We start from the raw sequence: 25,037 nt of genomic DNA, 5'->3' as shown, positions 1-25,037 counted from the left end.
TGGTGAAAAGTGGTTATAGCAAGGGCAAAAAAGGGCTGAGAGGCTACAGCTTGAAAAGCCGGCCCCATGCACGAAAGTGCTTTTTCAGCCTCTATCCATTCTTTGGTTATTTCTGAAAAAGAAGCAGTTAAACAAGAAATCATTGCATCTTCATCCGTTTAACGCAAAAAAGGGCTGCCCCGATTCGGGGCAGCCCTTTCACTTGCTTGTGCGTGCGTGCGCTATTCCACTATCAGGCGCCGGGTTACCAGCTCGCTGCCTACCCGCAGCTGCAGGGTGTAGACCCCGCTGGCCAGGCCGTGCAGGTCCAGGCTCAGCTGCGCGCCGGTTGCCGTGAGGGCCGCGGCCTGCGCACGCACCCGCTGGCCCAGGCTATTGAGCAGCGTAGCCTGCACCTGCCGCGCGCCCGCTACGGCCGGCACTTCAATCGTGCAGCGCTCCCGGGCTGGGTTGGGGTAGAGCTGCACGGCCGCGGCCAGGGCCGCTGCTGCGGCCAGCGGGGCCGCCGCCGGCCCGAATCGCAGGCTCCAGCGGCCCGTCAGCTGCGGCCCGGCCTGCGCCGCGCCCAGCACCAGCACCACCTCCGCCTGCGGGCGCAGCTCCTGCTGCTGCCCCGTCTGCGCGTCGTGCAGGTACACGCCCTGCCCGGCCGGCCAGTTGCGCAGCTCCGCCAGGCGCAGCAAGTAGCGTCCGGCCGCCGGTACCTGCAGCGTCACGGGCAGCACCGTGGCGCTGCTGAAGGCCGGCAAGCCTGCCACGGCCTGGGCCTGCCCATCGGCGGCCACCACTGCCAGGTTCAGCCCGCTGGGGTTGGGCAGCTTCGCCGCGTCAAAGCCCGCGTCGGTGCCGGCCGTGGCCCCGGCCTGGGCGTACAGGTACACGGCATCGACCGGGCCACTGGGCGCCTGCACCTGCAGCTGCAGCTGCGGGCGCGCATCGGCGGCCGGGCGGCGCAAAGGCACCTGCTGGCCGTAGCTGGTCAGGCGCTGGCTGTTGCGGAAGCTTAGGCTGCCGCTGGCCTGCCCGGCGCTCACCCGCACGAAGAAGCCCTGCCCGGCCGCCACCAGCGGGCTGCCCCCGCCCACGCCGTTGACGTAGCTGCGGTACTGCCCCGTGTACGGGCCCGTGCTCTCGAACACGTACAGCGAAGCGTCCAGCCCCGCACGGTCCGCGGCGGACACGGCCGACCAATCCAGCGGCGAGGGGTACGGGTTGCCGACCAAGTGCCAGCCCGCCTCGGCGGCGGTAGCCCCGGTGTTGCGGGTCAGGCTCAGCGTGCGGTCGCCGTTGTTAAGGGAGCCCACAAAATCCACTTTCTCCGAAGCGGGGATATTCACGGTGTAGCCACGGCCTACCTGCAGCGCATCGGTTAGCGACAGCGGCGAGGTCCAGCCCTTATCGAAGGCACCCAGGTTATTCGTGGCCGTAGCCAGGCGAGCCTGGTCGTAGCCAAATACCGTGGGAAAGGGCGTCACCTGCCCCGGCAGGGCAGCCGAGTTGTATGCGCTGTTCACGGCCGGGGTAAAGCCCGGCGTTTGCAGGTCGGCTACGGTGGTGCTCTGAACCGGCGAGCTGTAGTGGCGGTAGCCGGGGCCGGGGTTGAGGCTGGGGTTTATGTAGCGCTGCACGGCGGCCGTGCCCAGCAGCACTCCGCCCGAGTTTACCACCAGCGCCGTCCCCGTGGCATCCGACAGCAGGGTGAGCAGGTTGCCCGCGGCCTGCAGGTTGGTATTCAGCACCAGGGTCTGGCGGATGGCCAGGGGCTGGCTCAGCGACACCGTGGGGCCGTCGCTGGCCACGTTCAGGGTGCGTACGCGGGCGGGCAGGCCGGGGCCGGTCACCTGGGCAGCAGCGCCGTCGGTGATGTAGTGGTAGGCGGCATCGTCGCTGTAGCTGCGCGAGCCGCTTACGGCAATGGCGCCGGCACCGGTCAGGGTGAGGCCGGCGGGGTGGCAGATGGAAAGCAGGCCGCCCCCGGCTTCGAGCTGGAAGCTACCCGGCCCTGTTACCGGCCAGCAGGCCAGCGCCAGGCGGCCGCCGTCGGCAATGCGCAGGGTACCGTCCACGCTCAGCGCGCCGGTTAGGGCCAGCACCCCGCTGTTGAGAATGGTTACGTTGTTGAATGCCCCGCCTGGCAGCGACATGGGCGTGCTCACCACCAGGTCGGGCATGGTAACGGTGAAGGTCGCGGCGCTGGTGGCAGTGTCGGCCGGCGTAGTTACGCTGATGGTACCGGTGGTAGCCCCGGCGGGCACCGTCGTGCTGATGCTCGTAGCCGAGCTCACGGTAAACGCGGCGGCCGTGCCGTTGAAGGCTACCGCCGTGGCGCCCGTGAAGCCGCTGCCCGTTATTACCACCGCTGTGCCGGCAGGGCCGGTGGTGGGCGAGAAGCTGGTAATGGCCGGCAGCGGTGCGCAGGAAGCTGTCAGCGTGAAGTTCCCCTGGCTGGTGCTCCAACCCGATACGTAGACCAGGTACTGGGTCCCGCTAATGGAGGTGAAGGTGACGGTGGAAGCATTATTGGCGCAGCCGTCGTCGTCGCCGGTTACGCAGGTGTAGTTGCCGCAGGTGCCGGTAAAGACAAACAGCTTGGAATCGTAGCTGGTCGTGCCCCCGCAGGTAGCCAGCGTAACCGCTGCCCCGGTGCCGGTGAAGCGGTAGAAGACCCCGCCCGCGCCGTCGATGCTGGTGCCGCAGCTGCCCGTGGGGTCGCCGGTGGTGGTGGAGTTCAGCGTAGTGCCCGTCAGGGAGCTGCCGCAGGTGATAACCGGCAGGTTAGCCGCTGTGCACAGGTCGTTGGCGGGCGCCTGTGGGGCGGCTACTACCACGAAATTACTGGTGCTCTGCGCGGTGCCCTGGCTGGAAGTGGCTGAAATGAGGCCAGTAGTAGCTCCGGCAGGTACGGTGGTGGTGATGCTGGTGCCCGACACCACCGTAAACGTAGCGGCCGTGCCGTTGAAGGCCACGCTCGTGACACCGGTGAAGCCGGTGCCCGTCAGCGTTACGGCGGTGCCTACGGGCCCGGTAGTGGGCGTAAAGCTGGTAATGGCCGGCGCCGGCGCGGCGGCACAGTTTAAGGTTAGGGTAAAGGTGCCTTCGCTGCGGTCCCAGCCCGACACGTAAATCAGGTACTGGGTACCCGCTACTGAGGCGAAGCTGACCGAAGAGGCGGTGGTGCCGCAGCCGTCGTCGTCGCCGGTTACGCAGGTGTAGTTGCCGCAGGTACCGGTAAAGACAAACAGCTTGGAGTCGTAGTTGGTGGTGCCCCCGCAGGTTTGCAGGTTCACCTGGGCCCCGGTGCCGGTGAAGCGGTAGAATACCCCGCCCGCGGCGTCCACGCTGGTGCCGCAGCTGCCCGTGGGGTCGCCGCTGCGGGTAGAGCCGATGGTGGTGCCGGTTACTACGCCGCCGCAGCTCAGCACTGGCAGGTTGGGCGCCGTACACAGGTCGTTGGCCGGGGCCACTACCACCGTAAAGTCGGTGGCGCTCTGGCCGGTGCCCGTGGCATTGCTCACCGAGATGGGCCCGGTAACCGCCGCGGCCGGCACCGTCACGGTGATGCTGGTGGCCGAATTAGCCACAAAGCTGCTGGCCGCGACGCCGTTGAAGCGAACGGCCGTGACTCCGGTGAAGTTGGTACCAGTAATCGATACGCTGCTGCCCACCGCGCCATAAGCTGGGGTGAAGCTGGTGATGGTGGGAGCCCCCGGCACGGTCACCACGAAGTCGCTGCTGCTTTGCGCGTTCCCCAGCGGGGTGGTCACGCTGATGCGGCCCGTGCTGGCGGTGGCCGGCACGTTGGCCCAGAGCTCGGTGTCGCTGGCCACGGTGAAGGGCATGGCCGCGACGCCGTTGAAGCGCACGGCCGTGGCCCCGGTGAATCCCACGCCGCGAATAGTTACGGCCGTGGTGGTAACGGGCCCGCTATTGGGCGTGAAGCTGGTAATGGCCAGCGAAGGCGTCACGTTGAAGTTCGTCAGGCTGGTGGCCGTGCCCGCGGGCGTGCGCACCGTAATAACCCCGGTGGTGGCGCTGCTGGGCACGGTAGCCGTTATCTGGGTGGCCGAGTTCACGGTGAACGTGGCGTACACGCCGTTGAACTTCACGTTCAGCGCCCCGGTAAAGCTGGTGCCGGTGATGACGACGGAAGTGCCCACCACGCCGCTGCCCGGCGAGAAGCTGCTGATGTAGGGCAGCACGGTAAACGAGGTGCTGGCCGTGCCGCCCGGGGTGGTAACCGACAGCGTGCCGCTGGTGGCGCCGCTGGGCACCGTAGCCGTTATCTGGGTACCGGAGTTGACGGTAAACACCGCCGTGCTGCCGTTGAAGCTGACGGCGGTGGCGCCGGTGAAGCCCGTGCCGGTGATGACTACCGCGGCGCCGGTGCGCTGCCCGCCCGCAGGCGAGTAGCTGGTAATGATGGGCGCCGGCCCGCTGCCGGTAACGGTGAAGTTGCTGGCGCTGGTGGCCGTGCCGCTCGGGGTGGTTACGACAATAGGGCCCGTGGTGGCCCCGGCCGGCACCACCACGCTCAGCTGCGTGGCCGAGGTGAGGATGCCCGACGTTACTGCGGTCCCGTTAAACGTGACGCGGTAGGTGTTGCTCAGGTTGGTGCCGGTGATGACCACCGTTTGGCCCGGCATGCCGCTGGTGGGCGAAAAGCTGGTGATGGTGGGCGGCCCCTGGCCCAGCCCCACGGCCCGCCAGGCCTGCGCCACCGAAGTCATCTCCGGCGAGCCAAAGCCGTAGAGGTCGGCCGCGGCCTGCAGTGTGGCCGTGCGGGCGGCGCTGTAGTTCGACGAAGGCGTCAGGTACACGCTTTCGGCGCGGTAGGCAATGCGGGCGGCTTTCTGAATGGTGATGCCGCTTACATTATAGCTGGTGCCGAAATCGTTGGAGCCGCTGCCGCCCACGCTCAGCAGGTAAAACCAGAAGTTGAGCACGCCGGAGTTGTAGTGCACGCCGCCGTTGTCGCCGGTGCCGGTGTACCAGCTGGTGCCCAGGTAAGTGTCGGGCTGGCCCTCGGCGTTGGGGTTGCTCATCGAGCGCAGCGAGGGCCGCACCCGGTCGATGTCTTCGCCAATAAGCCAGGTTTGCTTGGTGGGGTCGAGGTGGTGCTCTACGCAGGCCCCCCAGATGTCGGAGAAGCCCTCGTTCAGCGCACCCGACTCATTCTGATAAATCAGGGCCGCCGTGGTCGAGCACACGGCGTGGCCGATTTCGTGGCCGCACACGTCCACCGAGGTCAGGGGCCGGAAGCGGCTGGCGCCGTCGCCGTATATCATTTCGGTGCCGTCCCAGAACGCGTTTTCCACCGCGTTGCCGTAGTGCACGTAGCTCAGCAGCACCGTGCCCCGGTTGTCATAAGAGTCGCGCCCGTGCTGGCTTACCCAGTAGTCCTGGGTGGCCTGGGCGCCGATGTGGGCATCGAGGGCGGCATTGTCGAAGGCGGCGTTGTTGTACTCGGCCGCGGTCCAGTTGTTGTCGTTGTCCACGAAGTCGACCGCCGTTGCAAACGAGGTGCTTCGCAGGCAGTTGAGGGTGGTGACGCCCTTGCCGCGGGTGGTTTCGCGCAGGCGGTAGCCCCCGGCAAAGCCGTCGGTGGTGCTGTTGCGGGGCCCCAGGTAGCGGGTAGCCATGGTGCCGGGCGCATTCACGTGCTTGATGATGGCGTCGCGCAGCAGCAGCTGCCCGGTGCGGGCGTCTACGTACAGCAGGTCGCGGCTCACGGGCTCCTGGGCGTACACGTTAAACTTCCACGCCAGCACCAGCGGCCGGGCCGCGGCGGGCTGGCGGAAGTCGCCCACCAGCACCAGCTCGCCCTTGGGCCGGAAGGTGGCCTGCAGGTCGCCGGTCTGGCGCCGCAGCAGGGCTTCCTCGGCGGCATCTTCCCACTTGTAGCGGCGGGCCCCCACGGCAGCCAGGGCGCGCTGCAGGGCGGCGCTTTCACTCAGGGCGGGCTGCACGCTCAGGCCCGGGGCCGGGCGCTTTACCTCCCCGCTCAAGGACTCAATGCGGCCGCCGCGCTCGTGCACGGTGTACACGCCGTGCTCCACCTTTACGCCCCGGTAGTATTGCTGAAACCGCTCGTGGGTGAAGCCAATGCCATCGGCCTCGCTGCGCAGCGGGCGCATCTGCTCGTCGGGGCCCAGGCCCAGCTGCTGGCGCAGCACCTGCTGCCGCTCGCTGGCGGCGGGCAAGGGCGTGGCCGCGGCCGACAAACGAATCAGGAACGGGGTGCCGTCTTCCGCGAGCTCGGCAGCGGGAGCGGCGCCTGGGCGGCCGGCCGGGGCCTGGGCCAGGGCCAGCCCGGTGGTGCCCAGCGCCAGCACTGCGGCCAGCCCCGCACGGCGGAGCCAGGAGCCGGGCGGGATTAATTGGCGTAAGCTTGTCTTCATAACGCAGAAAAAAGGGTGAAATAAATGGATAAGTGAATCCTGTAAAAGTACAGGCAATTCCTGCCATTCACAAGCCCACCTGCCCGCGCTAAGCACCTGAAATTTTGAGGCTAAGACTGCGGTGCTGCAGCCGGCGCGGAGCTTTGGCGGAGCAGCCTCGGCCGGCACTGGCCGCTAAAGCAAAAAGCCCTCCCCGGAATCCGGGGAGGGCTTTTATGCTTAGAAAAAGCAGGCAGTGCTTATTCTACCGTCAGACGCTTGGTCTGATTGCCGCTCTTCACCAGGTACACCCCAGCGGCTAGGTCGGCGGGCAGGCTCAGGCGAGCTGCGCCGTCGGCATCGGCCTTGGCTTGTACAATGGCACGTCCCAGCGCGTCGTATACTACTACCGGAGCACCAGCCACCGCGCCGATTACCGTCACCGCAGCCTTGGCCGGGTTGGGGTACACTTCCAGCGTCGTCAGGCTACGGCCCAGCTGCACGGTGCGCACAGGCGAGTAGGTGAAGGTGCCGTCGAGGTCGACCTGCTTGAGGCGGTAGTAGAGCGTGTTGGTCTCGCCGGGGTAGTTGGCGTCGGTCAGGGCGTAGTCCGTGGGGCTGTTGCTGTTGCCCTGGGCTACGCGGCTGCCGATGTGCTCGAAGCTGCGGCCGTCGCGGCTGCGCTCCACGTCAAAGTGCGAGCTGTTGCGCTCGGTGGCCGTGCGCCAGTTCAGCTCCACTTTCGTACCCTGCTTCACAGCCGTGAACGTGAGCAGCTCGACCGGCAGCGGGGCCAGCTCGTTGCCCAGCGTCCAGATGGAGAAGCTGGTGATGGCCGGGCGGTACACCGTGTTGGCCGCCGCATCGCGGGTGATGTAGCGCATGGGCGTCCACTGCCCGCCCAGGCCGGCGCCGGACTTGAACAGGGCCAGGTTGGCTTCGGCGATACCGTTGAGCTCGTGCTCGAAGTAGCCGAAGGTCATGTTCACGTTCAGGCCCGTGTTCACCGTGGCCTGGATGTCGAAGTAGCGCTGGATGCTCACCGAGCCGTTCACGCCCGAGACGGCCGTGCCGGTGGTGCGAATCACGCGGGTCGAGCCCGGCAGAGCGGTGGAGCTGGCATCGGGCTGCAGGGTCAGGCCCAGGCCGCCGAAGCTGGTGCTCACACCGGCCGTGTTCAGGTTGCGCGTCATCTCCACGTTGCCAATCACGTAGGCCGTTTCCGACTCCGTGATGGTAGCCACGGGGGCTAGCTGCACCGTGTAGGCGCTGGTCGTCGTCAGGGTGCCGCTGCTCACGGTCAGGGCAGTGTTTACTGCCATGTCGCGGGTCAGGGTCACCGTGCCGGCGGCCTTGTTCACCGTCACGGTGGCGAAGGCCGTGGCCGAGCTGCCACCAGCCGTCTGAGCGGCGCTGCCCACGAAGGCCACCGTGCCGGTCAGGGTCGCGGTGCCGTTGTTGGCCCAGTTGCCGTTCACCTGCAGGGTCGAGCCCGTGTTCATCGTCAGGCTGGCGCCAGCGGCTACCGTCATGTTGTTGACGGGGTAGTTGCCGGCGGGCAGCACAGGGTAGCGGGGCATGCTGGCGGGCACCATGGCGCTGATGGTCGTCGAGGGCAGTACGCCCTGGCTCCAGTTGCGGCAGTCCGTCCAGTCGGTGCTGGCGTTGCCGGTCCAGGTCGTCGTCGTCAGCACCGGCACGCTCACATTTACCGTGGCCGTGGTGGTGCTTACGTTGCCGCTGGCATCCGATACGGTCAGGGTCACCGTCTGGGCACCCGTGCCCAGGGCCGGCAGCATGCCGGGGGCCTGGAAGGCAGTCGCCGTGGTAGTGCCGAAGTTCAGGAGCGTACCCGTGCCGCCCACGGAGCCGCGGTTAGCTACGGTGCTACTGCCAGCGGCCTCGTTGAAGTCGACGTAAGCCAGCAGGCCAGCCGAGTTGCCGGCTACCGCCTTGTCGCGGTAAAGGTTGAGCTCAGCAGCCGTGCGGGCTACGTTCCAGATACGTACTTCATCGATGTTGCCGTTCCAGGGCTGGCCCGGACGGCCACCAATGAGGACAGGGTTAGTGCCATTGGGTATGGAGTTCACGGCGTTGCGGCTGTTCTGCAGCACGCCATCCACATACAGGCGCAGGGTGGCGCCGTCGTAGGTACCGGCCACGTGGTGCCAGTTGCCATCGGCCATGTTGGTGGTGCCGTAGAGCCAGCCGCCGCTGTTGGTCGATACGTTGTTAATCCAGAACGATGCTACGCCGGGCAAGCCGCCGCCGCCGTTCATGGCCAGGTACCAGGAGTTTTCACCCTTGGTGGTGATGTACTTCTCACCGGTGACGGAGGTACGAATCCAGGCTTCCACGGTCAGGGCCGAGGTTACGTTGTAAGCCGCGTTGTGGGGCAGGCTCACGTAGTCGTCCACGCCGTCGAAGGTCAGGGCCGCGCTGGCTGCGCAGTTACCGAAGGCCGAGGTGGAGAGGGCCACGTTGGTCACGGCGCAGTTGTCGGTGCTTCCGTTGTTCACGCTGGCCGCCGATACGTAGGCCCGGCCCGTGGCGTCCACCGTTACGTTCACCGTCTGGGCAATGGCCGTGGGGGCCAGGGCGTCGGTTACGGTTACGTTAGCCGCGGCGCGGGTCGTGTTGTTGCTGGCGTCGGTCACGCTCAGCACCGTCATAGGAGAAGTATAAGCCACGCCCGGGGTTACCCAGGTGGGCGAGCCCACCAGCGTGCCGGCGGCACCGTTGCCGATGAAGTCGGCCGTGGTGCTGCCCGTGCCTTCGCTCATAGCGTAGCGCACTACCAGCCCGGCCAGGGAGGCGGGGTTGGTGCGGGCGGCACTGCTGCTTACTTCGGCATTGGTCAGGCTGCGGCTCCACACGCGCACCTCGTCGATGGCACCGGGGAAGAATTCTCCGCCGCAGGGACCAGGGCAGGTTGAAGCAATGCGCAGGTTGCTGGCGTTCGGCACCGCGTGGCCCGTGGGGTTGTCGGAGCCGATGAGCACGCCGTCGAGGTAGAGGCGGCGGGTGGTACCGTCGAAGCTGGCGGCTACGTGGTGCCAGGCACCTACCAGGCTAGCCGTAGTGGCTCCCAGGTCGTTGGCCCACCAGTAGTGGTGGATGCCGGTGGGGCTCAGGCGTAGGGCGGTCACCTGGTTGGTGGTGCCGTAGTTGCCCCAGCCAATGATGCCGTAGGTACCCATCTGGTTGGGCTTAATCCAGGCCTCAATGGTGTAGGCGCTGTTGCCCACCGGTACCGGCGTGGTGGCCGGCAGGGCTACGTACTGGCCGCTACCGTTGAAGTTCAGGGCCGTGTTCGTGGCCGATGAGGGAACCACATCGGCGCAGGTGAAGGTGCTCGGCGCTATGGCGTAGCTGAGCGTCGAGGCGCAGTTGTCGGTCGAGCCATTGTTTACCTGGGCCGCCGTGATGGTGGCTGTGCCGGCCGCGTTCAGCGAGGCCGTTACGTTCTGGGCAATAACAGTCGGAGCCGTGTTGTCGACCACGGTTACCGTAGCCGTTGCCGTGCTGGTGTTGCCGCTGGGGTCGGTTACGGTCAGGCGTACGGGCTGGGCTCCTACTTCCGAGCAGTCGAAGCTAACCTGGGCAGCGGGCGTACCGGCCCACTGGTAGGTAGCCTGCACGGCCAGGCGCTTCTGAATACCGAAGCAGGGGTCGGTGAAGACGGCGTTGGTAGCCGGAATAACCACGGTACCCGAGTTGCCTACAACGTAGCTGGTTACTACGCTCTGGCTGGAGCTGGCGTGGCAGCTGCCCAGGGTGAAGCTGCCGGGGCTGCCGTTGGGCAGGCCGTAGCTGGCAAACGTCACGGCGGTAAACACCGTGCCGGCGGGAGCCGTCAGGGTCAGGTTGCCGCCCTCCGTTACCACGGCACCTACCGTGCCTGTGCGCTGCACGCCCAGGACGATGGGGCTGCAGTTATCCGTTGAGCCGTTGTTGAGCATGGCTGCTGTTACCGTGGCCGTGCCGCTGGCATCCAGATTGACCGTCAGGTTTTGGGCAACAGCCGTCGGAGCGATGTTGTCGACCACCGTTACTGTAGCCAGTGCCGTGGCGCTGCCGCCGAAGTTATCCGTCACCAGCAAGGTCACGGGGTTGGCTCCTACGTTGGCGCAGGTGAAGGTCACCGAGCTGGCAGCCTGACGCAGGCTCAGGTTATCAACGGCGATGTCGATGTCCGTGCCATTGATTTCCCCGCGGAAGCGGATGGTCTGGCTGGTGGCCGTTGCCGTGAAGCCGAGACTGAAGGCCGTCCAGGTCTGGCCCGGGCTGGGCAGGGCCAGGGCCTGCGTGCCGTTTACATCGATGGCAAATGCCGTCACGCCTACGCTGTTGGTGTAGAAGGTGCGGTAGTCGCCGCGGATGATGTAGGCCGTGCCCGGCGTCAGGCCGGTTACGGTCTGGCTAATGGACGGGTCGGTAGCGACCTGGCCAGCGTCGTTGAGGATGAACATGCCACCGGGGTTGCCACCGGTAGTGCGGTAGCCGCCGTTGCCGTCGATGTTGGCACCCGTCCAGCCAGTAGCGCTGGTATCGAAGCCGCCGTTCGTGAAGCGCTCGGTGAGGTCACCCAGGCTCAGGGTCACCGCGCCGCAGGTCGAGCTGCTGCCGTTGTTAATCTGAGCAGCCGTTACCGTAGCCGAGCCGCTGGCATTCAGGTTTACCGTCAGGTTCTGGGCGATGGCCGTCACCGCGCAGGGCGTGCGGGTAATGGTCACGGTGTAGGTCGTGGCCGTGCCGCCGCCCACCGGGTTCACCACTACCGTGATGGTGTTGGTGCCGGGGTTCAGGGCAATGCTACCCGAGGCCGTGCCGCTGGTTACGGCCGTACCGTTCACCGTAATGACACCGCCCGAGGTCTGGGCATTGGTGGGCGTTACGGTCGTGCTGGTCGTGGTGCCGGGCACCGTCAGCGAGTAGCTCAGGGTAGCCGGGGCAAACACGGGGCTGATAGCACCCGCGCTTACCACGAGGTTGCTCAGGCTGGGGCGTACCGTGAAGGCCCGGGTTACGCTCTGCGAGCAGGGCGTAGTCAGCACAATGTTGCCGTTGTTGGTCGCGCCGGCGGGCACCACGAAGGTGAAGCCGGTGTTGGTCAGGCTCGAGATGGTGGCGGCAGCGCCGTTCACCGTCAGGGCCGTGGCCGCGCTCAGGTTGGTACCGGTTACGGTTACGGTGGTGCCCACCATAGCCGGGTTTGGCGTCGCGTTCGTCAGCGTAGCCGCGGGCGGAGCCGTTACGGTTACCGTAGCCGGCTGGCTTACGGAGTTGCCGTTGCCGTCGGTCAGGGTCACCGTTACCGTGTTGCTGCCCAGCTCGGCGCAGGTGAAGCTGCTCGGAGTTACCGAGGCCGTCACCGTGCCGCAGTTGTCGCTGGCGTTGCCGGCGTACACCTGCGAGGCCAGCAGCGTAGCGGTGCCGTTAGCACCCAGGGCCAGCGTGGCGGGCTGCGTGAAGCTACCGCCGGGTGCCGAGCTGTTCGGCACCAGGATGTAGATGCGCTTCACCGCGTAGGTGCCGGCATTGTTGGTAAACGTCCAGTCGGGGTGCGTGCCCGGGTTGTTGCCGATACCCAGGTCGCTGTTGCCGCCGTTGCCGCCCCAGTTGTTGTAGGCAAACAGGGTCTGGGCTGCCGTCACGTTGTGCACCTGGAACGAGCCGTAGTTGTTGACGTTGTCGTTCCGGTCGCTGTAGTCGTAGAGGGTATTGCTGGCACCGGCTATGCCGGCTACGTTTTCCGGACCATAGTTAAAGCGCCACATCTCCAGGCGGCCCGTACCGACGTTGGTGCCCGTAGCTACGCCGGCGTTGCTGCTGGCAGCCACATTCAGGCCGGTCACGCTCTGGGCCCAGCTCACAGGGTTCTGCGCGGGGTGGGGGAAGCCAAGCTGGGTCAGGGTCGAGGCGAAGTTGTTCATCGACGCCCACACCCACTTGCTTACGCCGCCTTGCTCTACCTCCATGAAGTACGCCACGCGGGCGGGCGTGGGCATGCTCACGCCGGAGTTGTTCACGGCATAAGGCACGCCAGGCAGGCTGTTGAAGTTGGCTGCGTTCGGAATGTTGAGCTGGTAGAGCACGCCGTAGTTGGCGGCTTCGGGCACGTTGCTCAGCGCCAGGGCCGGCGCATTCGGGAGCAGGTTCGTGCTCGGGGCCGTGTTATCCACTACGGTTACCGTGGCCGTGCCGGTGCTGCTGTTGCCAGCGGCGTCGGTCACCGTCAGGGTTACCGTGTTCGGGCCTACGTTGGCGCAGGTGAAGCTGGAAGGCGACACGCTCAGCGTCAGGTTGGCGGCCGGCGTGCAGTTGTCGCTGCTGCCGTTGTTCACCTGGGCACCGGTCACGGTTACCGCACCGCTGGCGTCCAGGCTCACGCTGATGTTCTGCGTTACTACCGTCGGCACCTGCGTGTCGTTCACCGTCACGTTGAAGCTGCAGGTGCTGGAGTTACCCGAGGCATCGGTAGCGGTAAACGTGTTGGTGGTCGTACCTACGGGGAAGGTTGCGCCCGACGCCAGACCAGCTGTCTGGGTGACGGTGATGGAGCTGGGGGCGTAGGTGAAGAACACCCGGCTCAGCTGCCCGCTGGGGTCACCTGAGTACGAGTTCTGCGGGGCCTGCCCGGTGCTGATGGTATTCTGCGTAATCAGGCGGTTGATGGTGACGGGCGTACCGTTAATGGTAATGGTAGCCGAAGCCGAGCTGGCATACGAGTTTACATCGGCGCCGCGCACACCAAGGATACCAATTACCTCACCGGCTGCCACCGGAATGTTCACCGGAATGTTACCGGTCGTGGTGTTGGAGTTGGTGTAATACAGCAGTGCCGTATAGCTGGCCGTGGCCGAGTAATCAGGCGGCGAAGCGGCAAAGCGCATCACCTGGATGCTCTGCGGACCTGTGGAGGCATCAGTAGGCACTTGCAGCCCAGTGATGACAAAGCTGGAAGGCGCCGTGAAGTAGTAGCCACGGGCCAACCCGGAGTACGGATTGTTATAAGCCGGCTGGGTGATGGTCTGGGGAGCACCACCACAGTTGTCGGTAGCGGTCGGAGCCGTATAGGTAACCGGAGCGCCGCAGGTACCGGCCGCCGCTGCCACCGTGATGGGAGCTGGGCAGGTAATTACCGGCGCCTGGGTGTCGTTCACGGTTACAGTAAAAGTACAGGTAGCCGGGGCGCAGCCGTTGGCGGCCGTGAGGGTAACCGTAGTAACACCACCATTGAAGGTAGAACCAGAGCCCGTGCCCGAGCCGCTGCCCGTCGTTGCGCCGCTGAAGGCGTACGTAATGGTAGAAGCAGGTGAGCCCGATGCAGTGGCAGTGTAGCTTACTACGGCCGTGCAGCTACCACTGGCAGCATTGGCCGACTGGTTGCCGGGGCAGGCCGTGAAGGCAGGAGCGGTATTAACGGTGGCGGTTACGGCCGTGCGGGTGCTTTCACAGGAGCCGTTGGCGGCGCTGTTGAGCACACTCACGTAGTAGGTCGTCGTGGCCGAGATACTAGGCGTGGTATAGGTCGAAGCGGTTGCGCCGGCAATGGCCGTACCGCCCGTTGCTACCGTGTACCAGGCATAGGAGCCACCCGTGGGGGCACCGGCCGCGCTCAGCGTTACCGTGCCCGTGCCGCAGCGGCTGGCGCCCGTAGCAGTGGGAGCCGTGGGTACGGTGTTAATCGTGGCGGTAACGGCGGTGCGGGTGCTTTCACAGGAGCCGTTGGCGGCGCTGTTGAGCACGCTCACGTAGTAGGTCGTCGTGGCCGAGAGGCTAGGCGTGGTATAGGTCGAAGCGGTTTGACCGGCAATGGCCGTGCCGCCCGTCGCTACCGTGTACCAGGCGTAGGAGCCGCCCGTGGGGGCACCGGCCGCGCTCAGCGTTACCGTGCCCGTGCCGCAGCGGCTGGCGCTGGTCGTGGTCGGAGCAGCTGCAACCGGATAAACCGTGATGGTTTGCGTAGTCGTGCCCGTGCAGTTGCCGTCATTGGCCGTCACAGTGTAGGTTGTCGTCGTGGTGGGCGAAGCCGTCACCGTGGCGCCGCTGGTCGTGTTCAGGCCCGCGGCCGGGCTCCAGGTATACGTCGTGGCCGCCGGAGTCAGGCGCCAGGCTTCATTGGAAGCCTGCCAGGTGGTGTTGTTGCGGCCTGCAATAGCGAGGCCGGCCGTACCGTCGACATTTTCGTAGCCCTGCACTTTGGTATTGCCCGCGTTGCTCTGGGTGCCAATATGCAGCTCAGCCACGTTGGTGCCCTCAAACAGGATAATCTGGCCGTTGAGAGCGCCATCGTTCGTGATGTGAGGCGTGTTGTAATGCACCACAAAGCGACGATTGGGGGCCACTCCCGTGGTGAAGTACGTTACCTGCCCAGCCGAAATCGGGAACCAGTCGCTCCAGGCCAGGGCAATATAATTGTCCGGGCCACCAGCCGTGGGGATGGGCTGGGGCGTAAACTGAGCAGAGTTGCTGGGCGGGAACTGGATGTTGCCGTTGGTGGAGATGTTGACGCTGGTGTAAGCCGTGCCGCCATACGTGAAGCTGAAGGGCAGCACAACGTTCATCATGGCATCATCACCTACCGGCCCGTTAGTGGCCGTACCCGAAAGCGGAGCGTAGGGGATGGACGTCGCAGACAAAGCGCTGGTGCTGGCCGTCAGGTTCACGGAACCGCCGGGGCAGATAGCGGTGGGGCCGCTAGCTGTGATGCTTACCGTCGGGTTAGAATTCACGATGGCCGCTACGGCAGTGCGCGGCCCTTCGCAGGAGCCCGAAGCAGCCGAGGTTATGGCGCTCACGTAGTAGGTGGTGGTAGCCGAAATGCTGGGCGTGGTGTAGCTGGGCGTGGTAGCCACCGGCGTGCCGCCGCTGGCTGCCGTGTACCAGGCGTAGGAGCCGCCGCTGGGCGCGCCACTAGCTGTCAGCGTTACCGTGCCGGTACCGCAACGGCTGGCGCTGGGAGCCGTCGGAGCCGCCGGGGCCGGCGTCACCGTTACGCTCTGGGTGCAGGTTGCCGTCAGGCCGTTCACGTCGGTCACCGTCCACGTCACCGTGGTGGCGCCGTTGGGGAAGGTGGCCGGAGCGTTGTTGGTGGTCGTAGCCACTGCGCAGTTGTCGGAAACCGTGGGCGTGCCCAGGGCCGGCGTGTTGGAGCAGGAAACCACCGCGGCCGGGCAAGTAATAGTCGGCGCCTGGGTGTCGTTCACCGTTACGTTAAACGTAATGTTGCTGCTGTTGCCCGAGGCGTCGGTGGCGGTGGCCGTTACCGGCGTGGTGCCCACGTTGAAGAACGAGCCCGAAGCCGGGCTGAACGTTACCGTCGGCGCGCCGCAGTTGTCGGTCACGGCCTGGGTGCCGGTCAGCGTCACGTTGGCGCCGCACTGGCCCGTGGTGTTGCTGGCCACTACCGGCGTGCCAATGGAGGCGGTAGCCGAACCCCGCACGAAGATGCGGTGGATGGTGCTTTGGGAGAAGTTGTTCGGATAGTCGTCTACTTCCCAGCGGTTGCCGCCGCCCTGAATGCCCCAGTGGTAGGTGCTGCTGAGCCAGAAGGGGAAGTTGGTCATGGCCAGGTTGCCCTGGTTGGTCCAGAAGTCTACGGCCTGGGCCGGGATGTTGGCCGTGTGGCCGGGCAGGGCCGTGAAGCTGTTGTTGATGCCCTGCGTGTTGCCGGTGCCGGTCCGGAAGTAGCTCAGCGTAGGGGCGTGCGAGGTCTTGAAGTGAATCACGCGGCCGTGCGCCGAGGTCTGGCCATAAAAGCGCAGCTCCTGCGGGTTCAGGCTATTCACCAGGCTCGGGGCAGCGTGGCCCCAGGCAGCAGTGCCGCCTTCATTGGTGCCCAGTCCTGCAGCAGTCTGCAAGGGCAGGCTGGTCGTGCGTACGTTCAGGGCCGGGTTGGTACCGCCCTGGTGTACGTAGTTGAGGATTTCCACCCAGCCGCCGCCGTCGGTGGTCGCATCCACGTAGCCCTGGAAGGTGTTGCCGCTGATGGTAAACCAGTACACACCCGTCGTCGTTACCGTGCGGGCGCAGTTCAGGCTGGTGAAGGGCGAGGCCGAAGTACCCGCACCGCAGGCCGTGAATACCGGTGCCGTGTTGTCGACCACCGTAATGGTAGCCGGGGCCGTGGCGAAGTTGCCATTGGCATCAGTCACCGTCAGGGTCACGTTGTTGGCTCCCACGTTGGCGCAGGTGTAGTTAAGCTGCGTAACCGGGCTGCCGAAGGTGTAGGTAGCCTGCACCGCCAGGCGCTTGGTTATGAACAGGCAGGGGTCGCCAAACACGGCGTTGGTCGCCGGGATGTTGATGGTGCCGCCGTTGCCCAGCAGGTAGCTTTCCACCGCCGACTTGCTGGTGGTGGAGTGGCAGCTGCCGTAGGTGTAACTGCCGGGGCTGCCGTTGGGCAGGCCGTAGCTGGCGAAAGTCACCGCCGTGAAGGTGGCGCCGGCCGGGGCCGTCAGCGACAGCGTGCCGCCTTCGCCCACCATAGCACCCACGGTGCCCTGGGCCTGGAAGCCCAGGCTTACCGGGGCGCAGGTCGAGGAGCTGCCGTTGTTAACGCTGGTCGCGGGCACGCTTACCGTGCCGCTGGCATTCAGGTTCACCGTGATGTTCTGGGCGATGGCCGTTACCACGCAGTTGCGGGTTACGGTTACGACGTAGGCCGTTTGCGTGGTGCCATCCTGGGCCGTTACCAGCACCGTGATGTTGTTGGCCCCGATGCTGAGCGGAATGCTGGCCGAAGCGCTGCCGCTGGTTACCGCCGTGCCGTTTACCGTCACAGTGGCGCCGGCCTGGGTTACAGTCGGCGTTACGGTGGTGCTCGTGCCCGTGGTGGCTACACTATAGGTAGTCGTGGCCGAGGCGAAGGCCGGGCTCAGGGCGCCGGCGCTCAGGGTCAGGTTGCTGAGCGTGGCCACGTTGGACAGGGTGGTCACCGCGATGTTGTCGCGGGCGCCGCCCTGGTTGGCCACCGTGGTTTTGTCGGCCCGCAGGCGGTAGTAGTACTGGGTTCCGGGGGTGCGGCCCGTTACGGCGAAGCTCGCGGTGGGAGCCGCGATGCTGAACGTTGCCAGCCCGGCGGTAAAGGTCGGGTTGGTGGCTACGTCGAGGAAGTAGCTGTTGGCGGTGCCGATGGCCGGCGCAGTCCAGTTAGCGGTAAAGCCGGTGCTGGTGATGGCCGTGGCCGCGGTGGGCGTGGGCAGCACCATGGCGTAGCTTTCCACCCAGTTGGAGGTGCTGCCGGTCAGGGCGAAGTTGTTCAGCGTGCCGGCGTAGGTGCCGCTGCGGTCGTAGAGCGTGGTCAGGCCGGTGTTGTTGCCGCCGGGCGTGCCCTGGTCAAAGTTGAAGTAGGCTACCAGATTGCCGGGCAGGGCCGGGTTGGTGCTCACCATGTCGGCCCGCAGCTGCGCCAGGCTCAGGGCCTGGTTGTAGATGCGCAGCTCATCGATGCTACCGTTGAAGATACCGCTGGGGCGGCCACCGATAAGTACCGGCGAAGTGCCGGTGGCAATGGCACCGGTGGCGGCACGGCTGTTTTCCAGCACACCGTCTACGTACAGGCGCAGGGTTGCGCCGTCATAGGTGCCGGCCACGTGGTGCCAGCGTCCGTCGGTGAGGTTGGTGGTGCCGTAGAGCCAGCCGCCGCCGGGCGATACGTTGTTGAGGAAGAACGAAGCCACGCCGGTCAGGCCGCCTCCGCCGTTCAGGGCCAGGTACCAGGAGCTTTCATTCTTGGTGGTGATGTACTGCTCGGCCCCGGTGGTGAGGGAGGTACGCACCCAGGCCTCCAGGGTGATGGCGCCGGTAATGTTGAACGCGTTGTTGTGGGGAATGCTCACCAGGTCGTTCGTGCCGTCGAATGACAGGGCATTGGCTGGGGCCGTCAGCACCGTGAATGGGCTGCTCGCCGTCTGGCTGCAGGGGTCGGTGGTTACCACCACGTTGCCGCTGGCAGCGGCAGCAGCCGGCACCACGAAGGTAAAGCCGGTGCTGGTAAGGTTGGAGATGGTGGCCGCGGCGCCGTTCACCGTCAGGGCCGTGGCCCCGCTCAGGTTGGTGCCGGTCACCGTTACCGTAGTCCCAACGCTGGTTGTCGACGGGCTCAGGGTGGTAATCGTGGGAGTGGGTGCAATTACACTTACCTGGGCCGTGCCCGTGTTGCTGTTGCCGTTGGCATCGGTTACAGTCAGCGTAACCACAGTGGGAGTGCCCCCCGTGATAGGCGCCGTAGAAGCGACCCAGGCCGTAGCCGTGGCCATGTTCACCAGCGTGCCGGTGCGGCCATTGCCGCTCGCGTCGGTCAGGGTACCCGAGTTGGGGCCATTCTCAAAGTTGTAGTAGGCGAGCAGCCCGTCTTCGTTGCCGGCCAGGGTTACCGTACGGGTCGCCGCAATCTGAGCGGCCGTGCGGGCCGAGTTCCAGATGCGCACCTCATCAATGAGGCCGTTGAAGTTACAGTTGCTGCCATGGGCACCAATCTGAATCAGGCCGCCGGTATAGGCCACGGCAGCGGTGTTGGTTGCTATCAGCGTGCCATTGCGGTAGAGGCGCATGGTGCTGGTCGGCTGGTCGTAGGTTACCGCTACGTGTATCCAGGTGTTGAGCGGGAAAGCGCCGCTTGGGTCCTGCACCGTTCCATAGGCCGTACCATTGCCACCTTGCAGGCTGCTCTGCAGCCACATCTGGTGCTGGTTGTTCGACGACAGGATATTGCGACAGTCGTTAGCGCGGGCAAAAACCCAGGCTTCCTTCGTGTAGGAGCCGCCGGTCAGGATGTTGCCGCCGCCCAGGTTTACGTAGTCGTTCACACCGTCCAGGTCCAGTGCATACTGGTTGGCCGTTGAAGCGGTAGCGTTAGCACAGGTAAAGTTCGAAGGCGACACGCTCAGGGTCAGGTTAGCCGTCGGGGTGCAGTTGTCGCTGCTGCCGTTGTTTACCTGAGCCGCCGTGATGCTGGCCGTACCGGCCGCGCTCAGCTGCACGGTGATGTTCTGCGTTACCACCGTCGGCGCGATGCCGTCGGTTACGGTTACGATGGCCGCGGCGCGGGACGTGTTGCCATTGGCATCGGCCACCGTCAGCACCGTCATCGGCGTCGAGTAGGCCACGCCCGGGGTAAGCCAGGTGGGAGCGTTGAACAGCGTAGCTGCCGTGCCGTTGCCCATGAAGTCGGCCGTGGTGGTGCCACTGCCTTCGCTCATCGCGTAGCGGGCCACCAGACCGGCCAGCGAGGTCGGGTTGGTGCGGGCCGCACTCTGCGTAATCTCAGCCGCCGTCAGCTGGCGGTTCCATACGCGCACTTCATCTACGCGGCCGTTCAGGTACTCGCCGTCCTGGGGCAGCGAGCGGCGACCGATGCGCAGGGTGGTGCCGGTGGTGTTGAAGGGGTTGCCGGCCTGCGACTTGGTAGCTTCCAGCACGCCGTTCACGTACAGGCGCAGCGTGGTGCCATCATAAGTGGCCGCTACGTGGCTCCAGGTACCCACTGGCAGTACAGATACACCCACCTGGTCGTTGAATTCGCCCACATAGTAGAGGCGGCCACCGCTGATGAGAAGGCCCGAGCGCTGGTTGCTAGTAGGCGTGCCGTAGTTGAAGATAACAGCGCCCTGCCCGGCTGTGTTGGGGTTCACCCAAGCCTCAAGGGTACGGGCGGCGTTGCCCAGGGGCAGCAGCGGATTCGTGCCTTCGGCGTACTGGTTAGTGCCGTTGAAGTTCAGTGCCGGGTTGGTGGCATCTGAGGGCGTTACATCGGCGCAGGTGAACGTGCTCGGCGCTACGCTCGTCGTAATGGGCGCACAGGTCGAGCTGCTGCCGTTGTTTACCTGAGCAGCCGTGATGGTAGCCGTACCCGCCGCGTTCAGCGAAGCTGTTACGTTCTGGGCAATGGCCGTCGTGGTGCAGCTTGTGGTGGTGGCAGTGATGGTGCCCGAGAAGGCACCCTGACCGGTCACCGACGTTTTGTCGGCGCGCACGCGGTAGTAGTAGGTGGTGTTGGGCGCCAGGCCGGTGATGCTGCGGCTGGTGGTGCCGCCGGCTACGGTGAAGGGCGAGCCGGCAATAGCCGTGGCGAACGTGGCCGAAGTAGATACGTCGAGCAGGTAGTTCGTCACGATGCCAATCGCTGGAGCCGTCCAGTTGGCCGTGAAACTGTTGCCGGTAACCAATGTGGCCGCCGTGGGCGTGGGCCGTACCATGGCGTAGCTTTCTACCCAGTTCGAAGTAGAGTTGCCGGCCGTCAGGGCGAAGTTGTTGAGCGTGCCCGTATAGTTGTTGGCCCGGTCGTACACAGTAGTCACGCCAGCATTGTTGCCGCTGGCTATACCCTGGTCTAAATCGACATAGAACTGCAGACTGCCCGGAACCGAAGCCGCCGTGCTGGTCATGTCGGCCTGCACGTTGGCAGCCGTCAGCGCCGCGGTGTAGATGCGCACCTCGTCGAGGCGGCCTCCCAGCGCATTGCCGTAGATAGAGGAAAGTCCCAGCATCAGCGACTCGCTGCCGCTGATGGAGCCCAGCGTGCTGGCACCCGTACCATCGGCTACCCCATTTACATAGAGCTGGCAGTTAGACGTAGCTGCCGTCCACACGGCTGCCACGTGCACCCAGCGGTTGGCCGGCAGCGTAATAGCTCCAGCGGCCCGGCGCCAGGTGGCATTGCCCAAGCCATTGGGCCATACCTCGGCGTGCAGGGTGTTGCCATTGATATACAAGTTGTAGTCCCCGGTTTTCCGGATAATGGACTGGGCGGCGCTGCTGCCGTTGTAGTACACCCAGGCTTCCATGGTGAAGTTGCCTGTTCCCAGGCTGTTCACGGCCGGCGTGCTGCTGAACACAACGTTGTCATTTATCCCGTCAAAGGCCAGCGCATTGCCGGGGGCCACCATCGTGGCCGCGCTCTGCGTGTTGGAGAAAGCCCCTTGGTTGGTAACCGAAGTCTTGTCGGCCCGCACGCGGTAGAAGTAGGTCGTGTTGGCCGCCAGGCCGGTGACGGTCTGGCTGGTGCCGCTCACGGTGAAGGGCGAGCCGGCAATGGTTGTGGCAAAGGTGGGAGAAGTCGATACTTCCAGGCGGTAGCCGTTGTCGACCGTGCCGATAACGGGCGCCGTCCAGTTGGCCGTGAAGCTGCTGCCGGTAACGGCCGTGGCGGCCGTGGCCGTGGGCCGTACCATGGCGTAGCTTTCTACCCAGTTGGAGGTAGAGTTGCCGGCCGTCAGGGCAAAGTTGTTCAGCGTGCCGGTGTTGCCATTGGCTTGGTCGTACAGCTCCGTTATGCTCGCGTTGGCGCCACTAGGAACACCCTGGTCGAAATCGTAGTAAGCCAGCAGGCCGGCCGTGGGGAAGGCAGGAATGCTCACCATGTCGCTCTGAATTTGCGCCTGGCTACGAGCCGTGCTCCAGAGGCGTACTTCATCCATGCTCCCGCGCAGGTAGGGGTCCACGCCGTACAGGGAGCGGCCCAGCCAGTTGTTGGCCAGGTTGCCCAGGCTGGCTGCGTTTAGGGTAAGGTTGGCGTTGGTGCCAATAACGACTCCGTTCAGGTAGATGGTACAGGTAGTGGTGCCGTTGCCATTGGGCGACAGCGTTACGGCTACGTGACTCCAGCGCGTGGGCATTACCGCATTGGTAGTTACACGCTGCTCATTGGCACCCCCGGCGGTGGTGATGGCAAAGCCAATGTTTTCGTCGAAACCAGTACCCCAGGCTGTCCGGGGCGTCAGGAACATATAGCTGCCGGCAGAACCGTTCCCAAAGTCGAAGATGCGGGTCCAGTAGCCGTTGTCGGTGTAGTTAACCCAGGCTTCAAATGTGAAGCTGCTGGCCGAGGCCGTCAGGCCGGCAGGCAGGTTTACGTAGTCATTCACCCCGTCAAAAGCCAGGGCATTGCCGGGCGGGGTCATCACCGTCACGCCAATGGCATTCGATGCCGCCCCTTGGTTGGTCACCGACGTTTTGTCGGCGCGCACGCGGTAGTAGTAGGTGGTGTTGGGGGCCAGGCCGGTGATGCTGCGGCTGGTGGTGCCGCCGGCTACGGTGAAGGGCGAGCCGGCAATAGCCGTGGCGAACGTGGCCGAAGTAGATACGTCGAGCAGGTAGTTCGTCACGATGCCAATGGCTGGAGCCGTCCAGTTGGCCGTGAAACCCGTACCCGTATTGCCCGTAGCGGCCGTAGCCGTGGGGCGTACCATGGCGTAGCTTTCTACCCAGTTCGAAGTAGAACCCGTCAGGGCGAAGTTGCTCAGGGTAGCGGCTGTGCCGCCAGCCAGGTCGTACATTGTGGTCAGGCCCGCGTTGTTGCCGCTGGGTATGCCCTGGTCGAAGTTGTAGTGCAGACGCAGGGAAGCCGGTGCAACCGAAGAGGTGCTGAGCATGTCGGTCCGCACGTTGGCGGCCGTCAGCGCTATATTATAGATACGGACCTCGTCGATGCTGCCAGGCCAGTTATAGCCGCCGCCACCGAAGTGGCCAATTCCCAGGGCAGTCGTGGGGCTAGCCGATAAGTTATTGAAAATGGTCGTTTCGGCGGTGCCGTCTACGTAAATCGTGAGCTGGGTGCCGTTGCGTACGCCCGCCAGGTGGTGCCAGCGGTTGTCGTTAATTGAGGTGGTGCCCACGCAGGTGGTGCCCGATACCGACACCGCACCGCGCCCACTGCTAAAGCCCATCCAGTAGTCCTGGCCGCCGCCCAGGCTGCCCAAAGCCACCCGGACGTCCACGGCGGAGCTGCGCACCCAGGCCTCAAAAGTGAAGTTGCCGGTCCCAAACTGCAGAGCCGATGTCATGGGCACGTTCACCAGGTCGTCCACGCCATCGAAGGCCAGGGCGTTGCCCGGGGCGGCCATCACGTTGAAGGTGCCGCTGGTGGCCGTGCCGCCGGCCGTGGTAATGCTTACGTTGCCAGTAGTAGCCGACGTTAGGGGTACACGCACCACCAGGGTGCTGCCGTTATTGCTTATAATGCCAGCCAGGGCGTTGACCCCGTTAATGGTCAGGGCCGTGGGGCTGCTCAGGTTAGTGCCGGTGATGGTAATGCTCTGGCCCAGGCCGCCGGGGTTAACAGCCACGCTCGCAATAGTGGGCAAGGCCAGTGTTGTTACCGTAGTGGTGCCCGAGTTAGCACCCTGACCGGTGACGGTGCTTTTGTCGGCCCGCACGCGGTAGTAGTAGGTGGTAGTTTGTGAAAGGCCGGTGATGGTCTGGCTGGTGCCAAATACGGTGAAGGGCGAGCCGGCAATGGTCGTGGCAAAGGTGGGAGAAGTCGACACTTCCAGGCGGTAGCCGTTGTCGACCGTGCCGATAACGGGCGCCGTCCAGTTGGCCGTGAAGCTGCTGCCGGTAATGGCCGTGGCGGCCGTGGCCGTGGGCCGTACCATGGCGTAGCTTTCTACCCAGTTCGAAGTAGAACCCGTCAGGGCGAAGTTATTGAGCGTACCCGTGGTGTTGTTTACCTGGCTGTAGGCCGTGGTAATGCTGCCATTGCTGCCGCCGGCTATGCCCTGGTCGAAGTCAAAGTACGCGGACAGGCTGCCGGGCAGGGCCGAGCTGGTGCTCACCATGTCGGCCTGTATCTGCGCCTGCGTCAGCGTGGTCGTGTACATGCGCACTTCGTCGTAGCTGCCGTTGAAGAAGCGCTGCGGAGTGCCGCCGCTCAACCAGCCGCCGATGCCGTAGGGAAGCGCGGCAATGGTCTGCGCCGTGGTGTACGTAGCCGACGTATTCAATGCGCCGTTTACATAGATGTTAACCGTGCGGGGGCCAGCCGAGTACACGACGGCTACGTGCGACCAGCGCCCGGTGGGCAGGGCCGACGTCGAAACGATATCCGTGGGATTGTTGCCACTAACGCTAAAGGCCAGGTTGTTGCCGGAAAACTGGCAGTGCATGGCTCCGGTCGGAAAGTTATCCGCCATGATAAACGAGGTCAGCCCGCCGAAGGCCGCGGGGTTCACCCAGCCTTCCAGGGTAAAGTCGCCCGTAGCAGGCATGTTATTCGCAACCCGTACATAGTCGTTCGCCCCGTCGAAAGCCAGGGCATTGCCCGGCGCGGCGGCCACCGTGAAAGTGGAGGTGGCGTAAGTGGTGAAGGCGTTGTTGTTGGGCGGCTGCACCATACCCAGCGACTGTCCATTCACGAGGATATTCAGCGTCTGGTTGAACGAGCTGCCGCCGCAGCAGTTATAGCGCTGCGCTCCCCGCAAACGCACATAGTACGTTCCGGGCGCGAGCGCCAGGGTCTGCTGTATGCTGGCGTACTGCTGTATGAAGCCTACATAGCTCCCGACTGCTCCAGCGCTGGGGGGGTCGAAGCCCCCGACGGGGCCCGCCTGGGAAATGCCGGCGCCATTGTTACCCACAAAGACCCATGAAGCGCCCGTGGGGTTATACCCGTACACCCCATTGGCCAGGGAGTTGAAGGTTTCAAAGCTGGGGTTGGCCACGGCGCCGCTCATCACTACGTTATCGGACGAACGCACGATTTCCACCAAATCCACGAAGGCGGTATTGTCCCCACCACTGGGGTTCATACCCTGGATAACCAAGGTTGGGTTAGCCGCCTGCACGGCCAGCGGTGGTCCTAGTAGTGCCAGTAGCCAGAGCCACAGGCGGGCAGAAAAAAGGACGGAAGGCCTAGTCCTGGTACTACACCTTCGG

Annotated in this window: 2 protein-coding genes; both read right to left on the bottom strand. The window is 65.0% G+C overall.

Features of this window, described 5'->3' with window-relative positions:
- Positions 1–221: 221 nt before the first annotated feature.
- Positions 222–6,398, bottom strand: a complete 6,177-nt coding sequence (locus ABD919_RS05920) for a M4 family metallopeptidase (RefSeq protein WP_345234687.1) — start codon at positions 6,396–6,398, stop codon at positions 222–224.
- Positions 6,399–6,637: 239 nt separating this feature from the next.
- Positions 6,638–24,910 carry a LamG-like jellyroll fold domain-containing protein gene (locus ABD919_RS05915; RefSeq protein ID WP_345234685.1) on the bottom strand — a complete coding sequence of 6,091 codons (18,273 nt, stop codon included), beginning with the start codon at positions 24,908–24,910 and terminating at the stop codon, positions 6,638–6,640.
- Between the last annotated feature and the right edge of the window lie 127 nt (positions 24,911–25,037).

Source organism: Hymenobacter saemangeumensis (assembly GCF_039541835.1).
Classification (GTDB): domain Bacteria; phylum Bacteroidota; class Bacteroidia; order Cytophagales; family Hymenobacteraceae; genus Hymenobacter; species Hymenobacter saemangeumensis.
The sequence above is the reverse complement of the archived record's forward strand: the minus strand, read 5'-3'. Positions and strand labels throughout refer to the sequence as shown.

Coding starts and splice junctions, on each gene's coding strand:
- ABD919_RS05915 (WP_345234685.1), bottom strand. CDS start 24,910: ATGAACCCCAGTGGTGGGGACAATACCGCCTTCGTGGATTTGGTGGAA.
- ABD919_RS05920 (WP_345234687.1), bottom strand. CDS start 6,398: ATGAAGACAAGCTTACGCCAATTAATCCCGCCCGGCTCCTGGCTCCGC.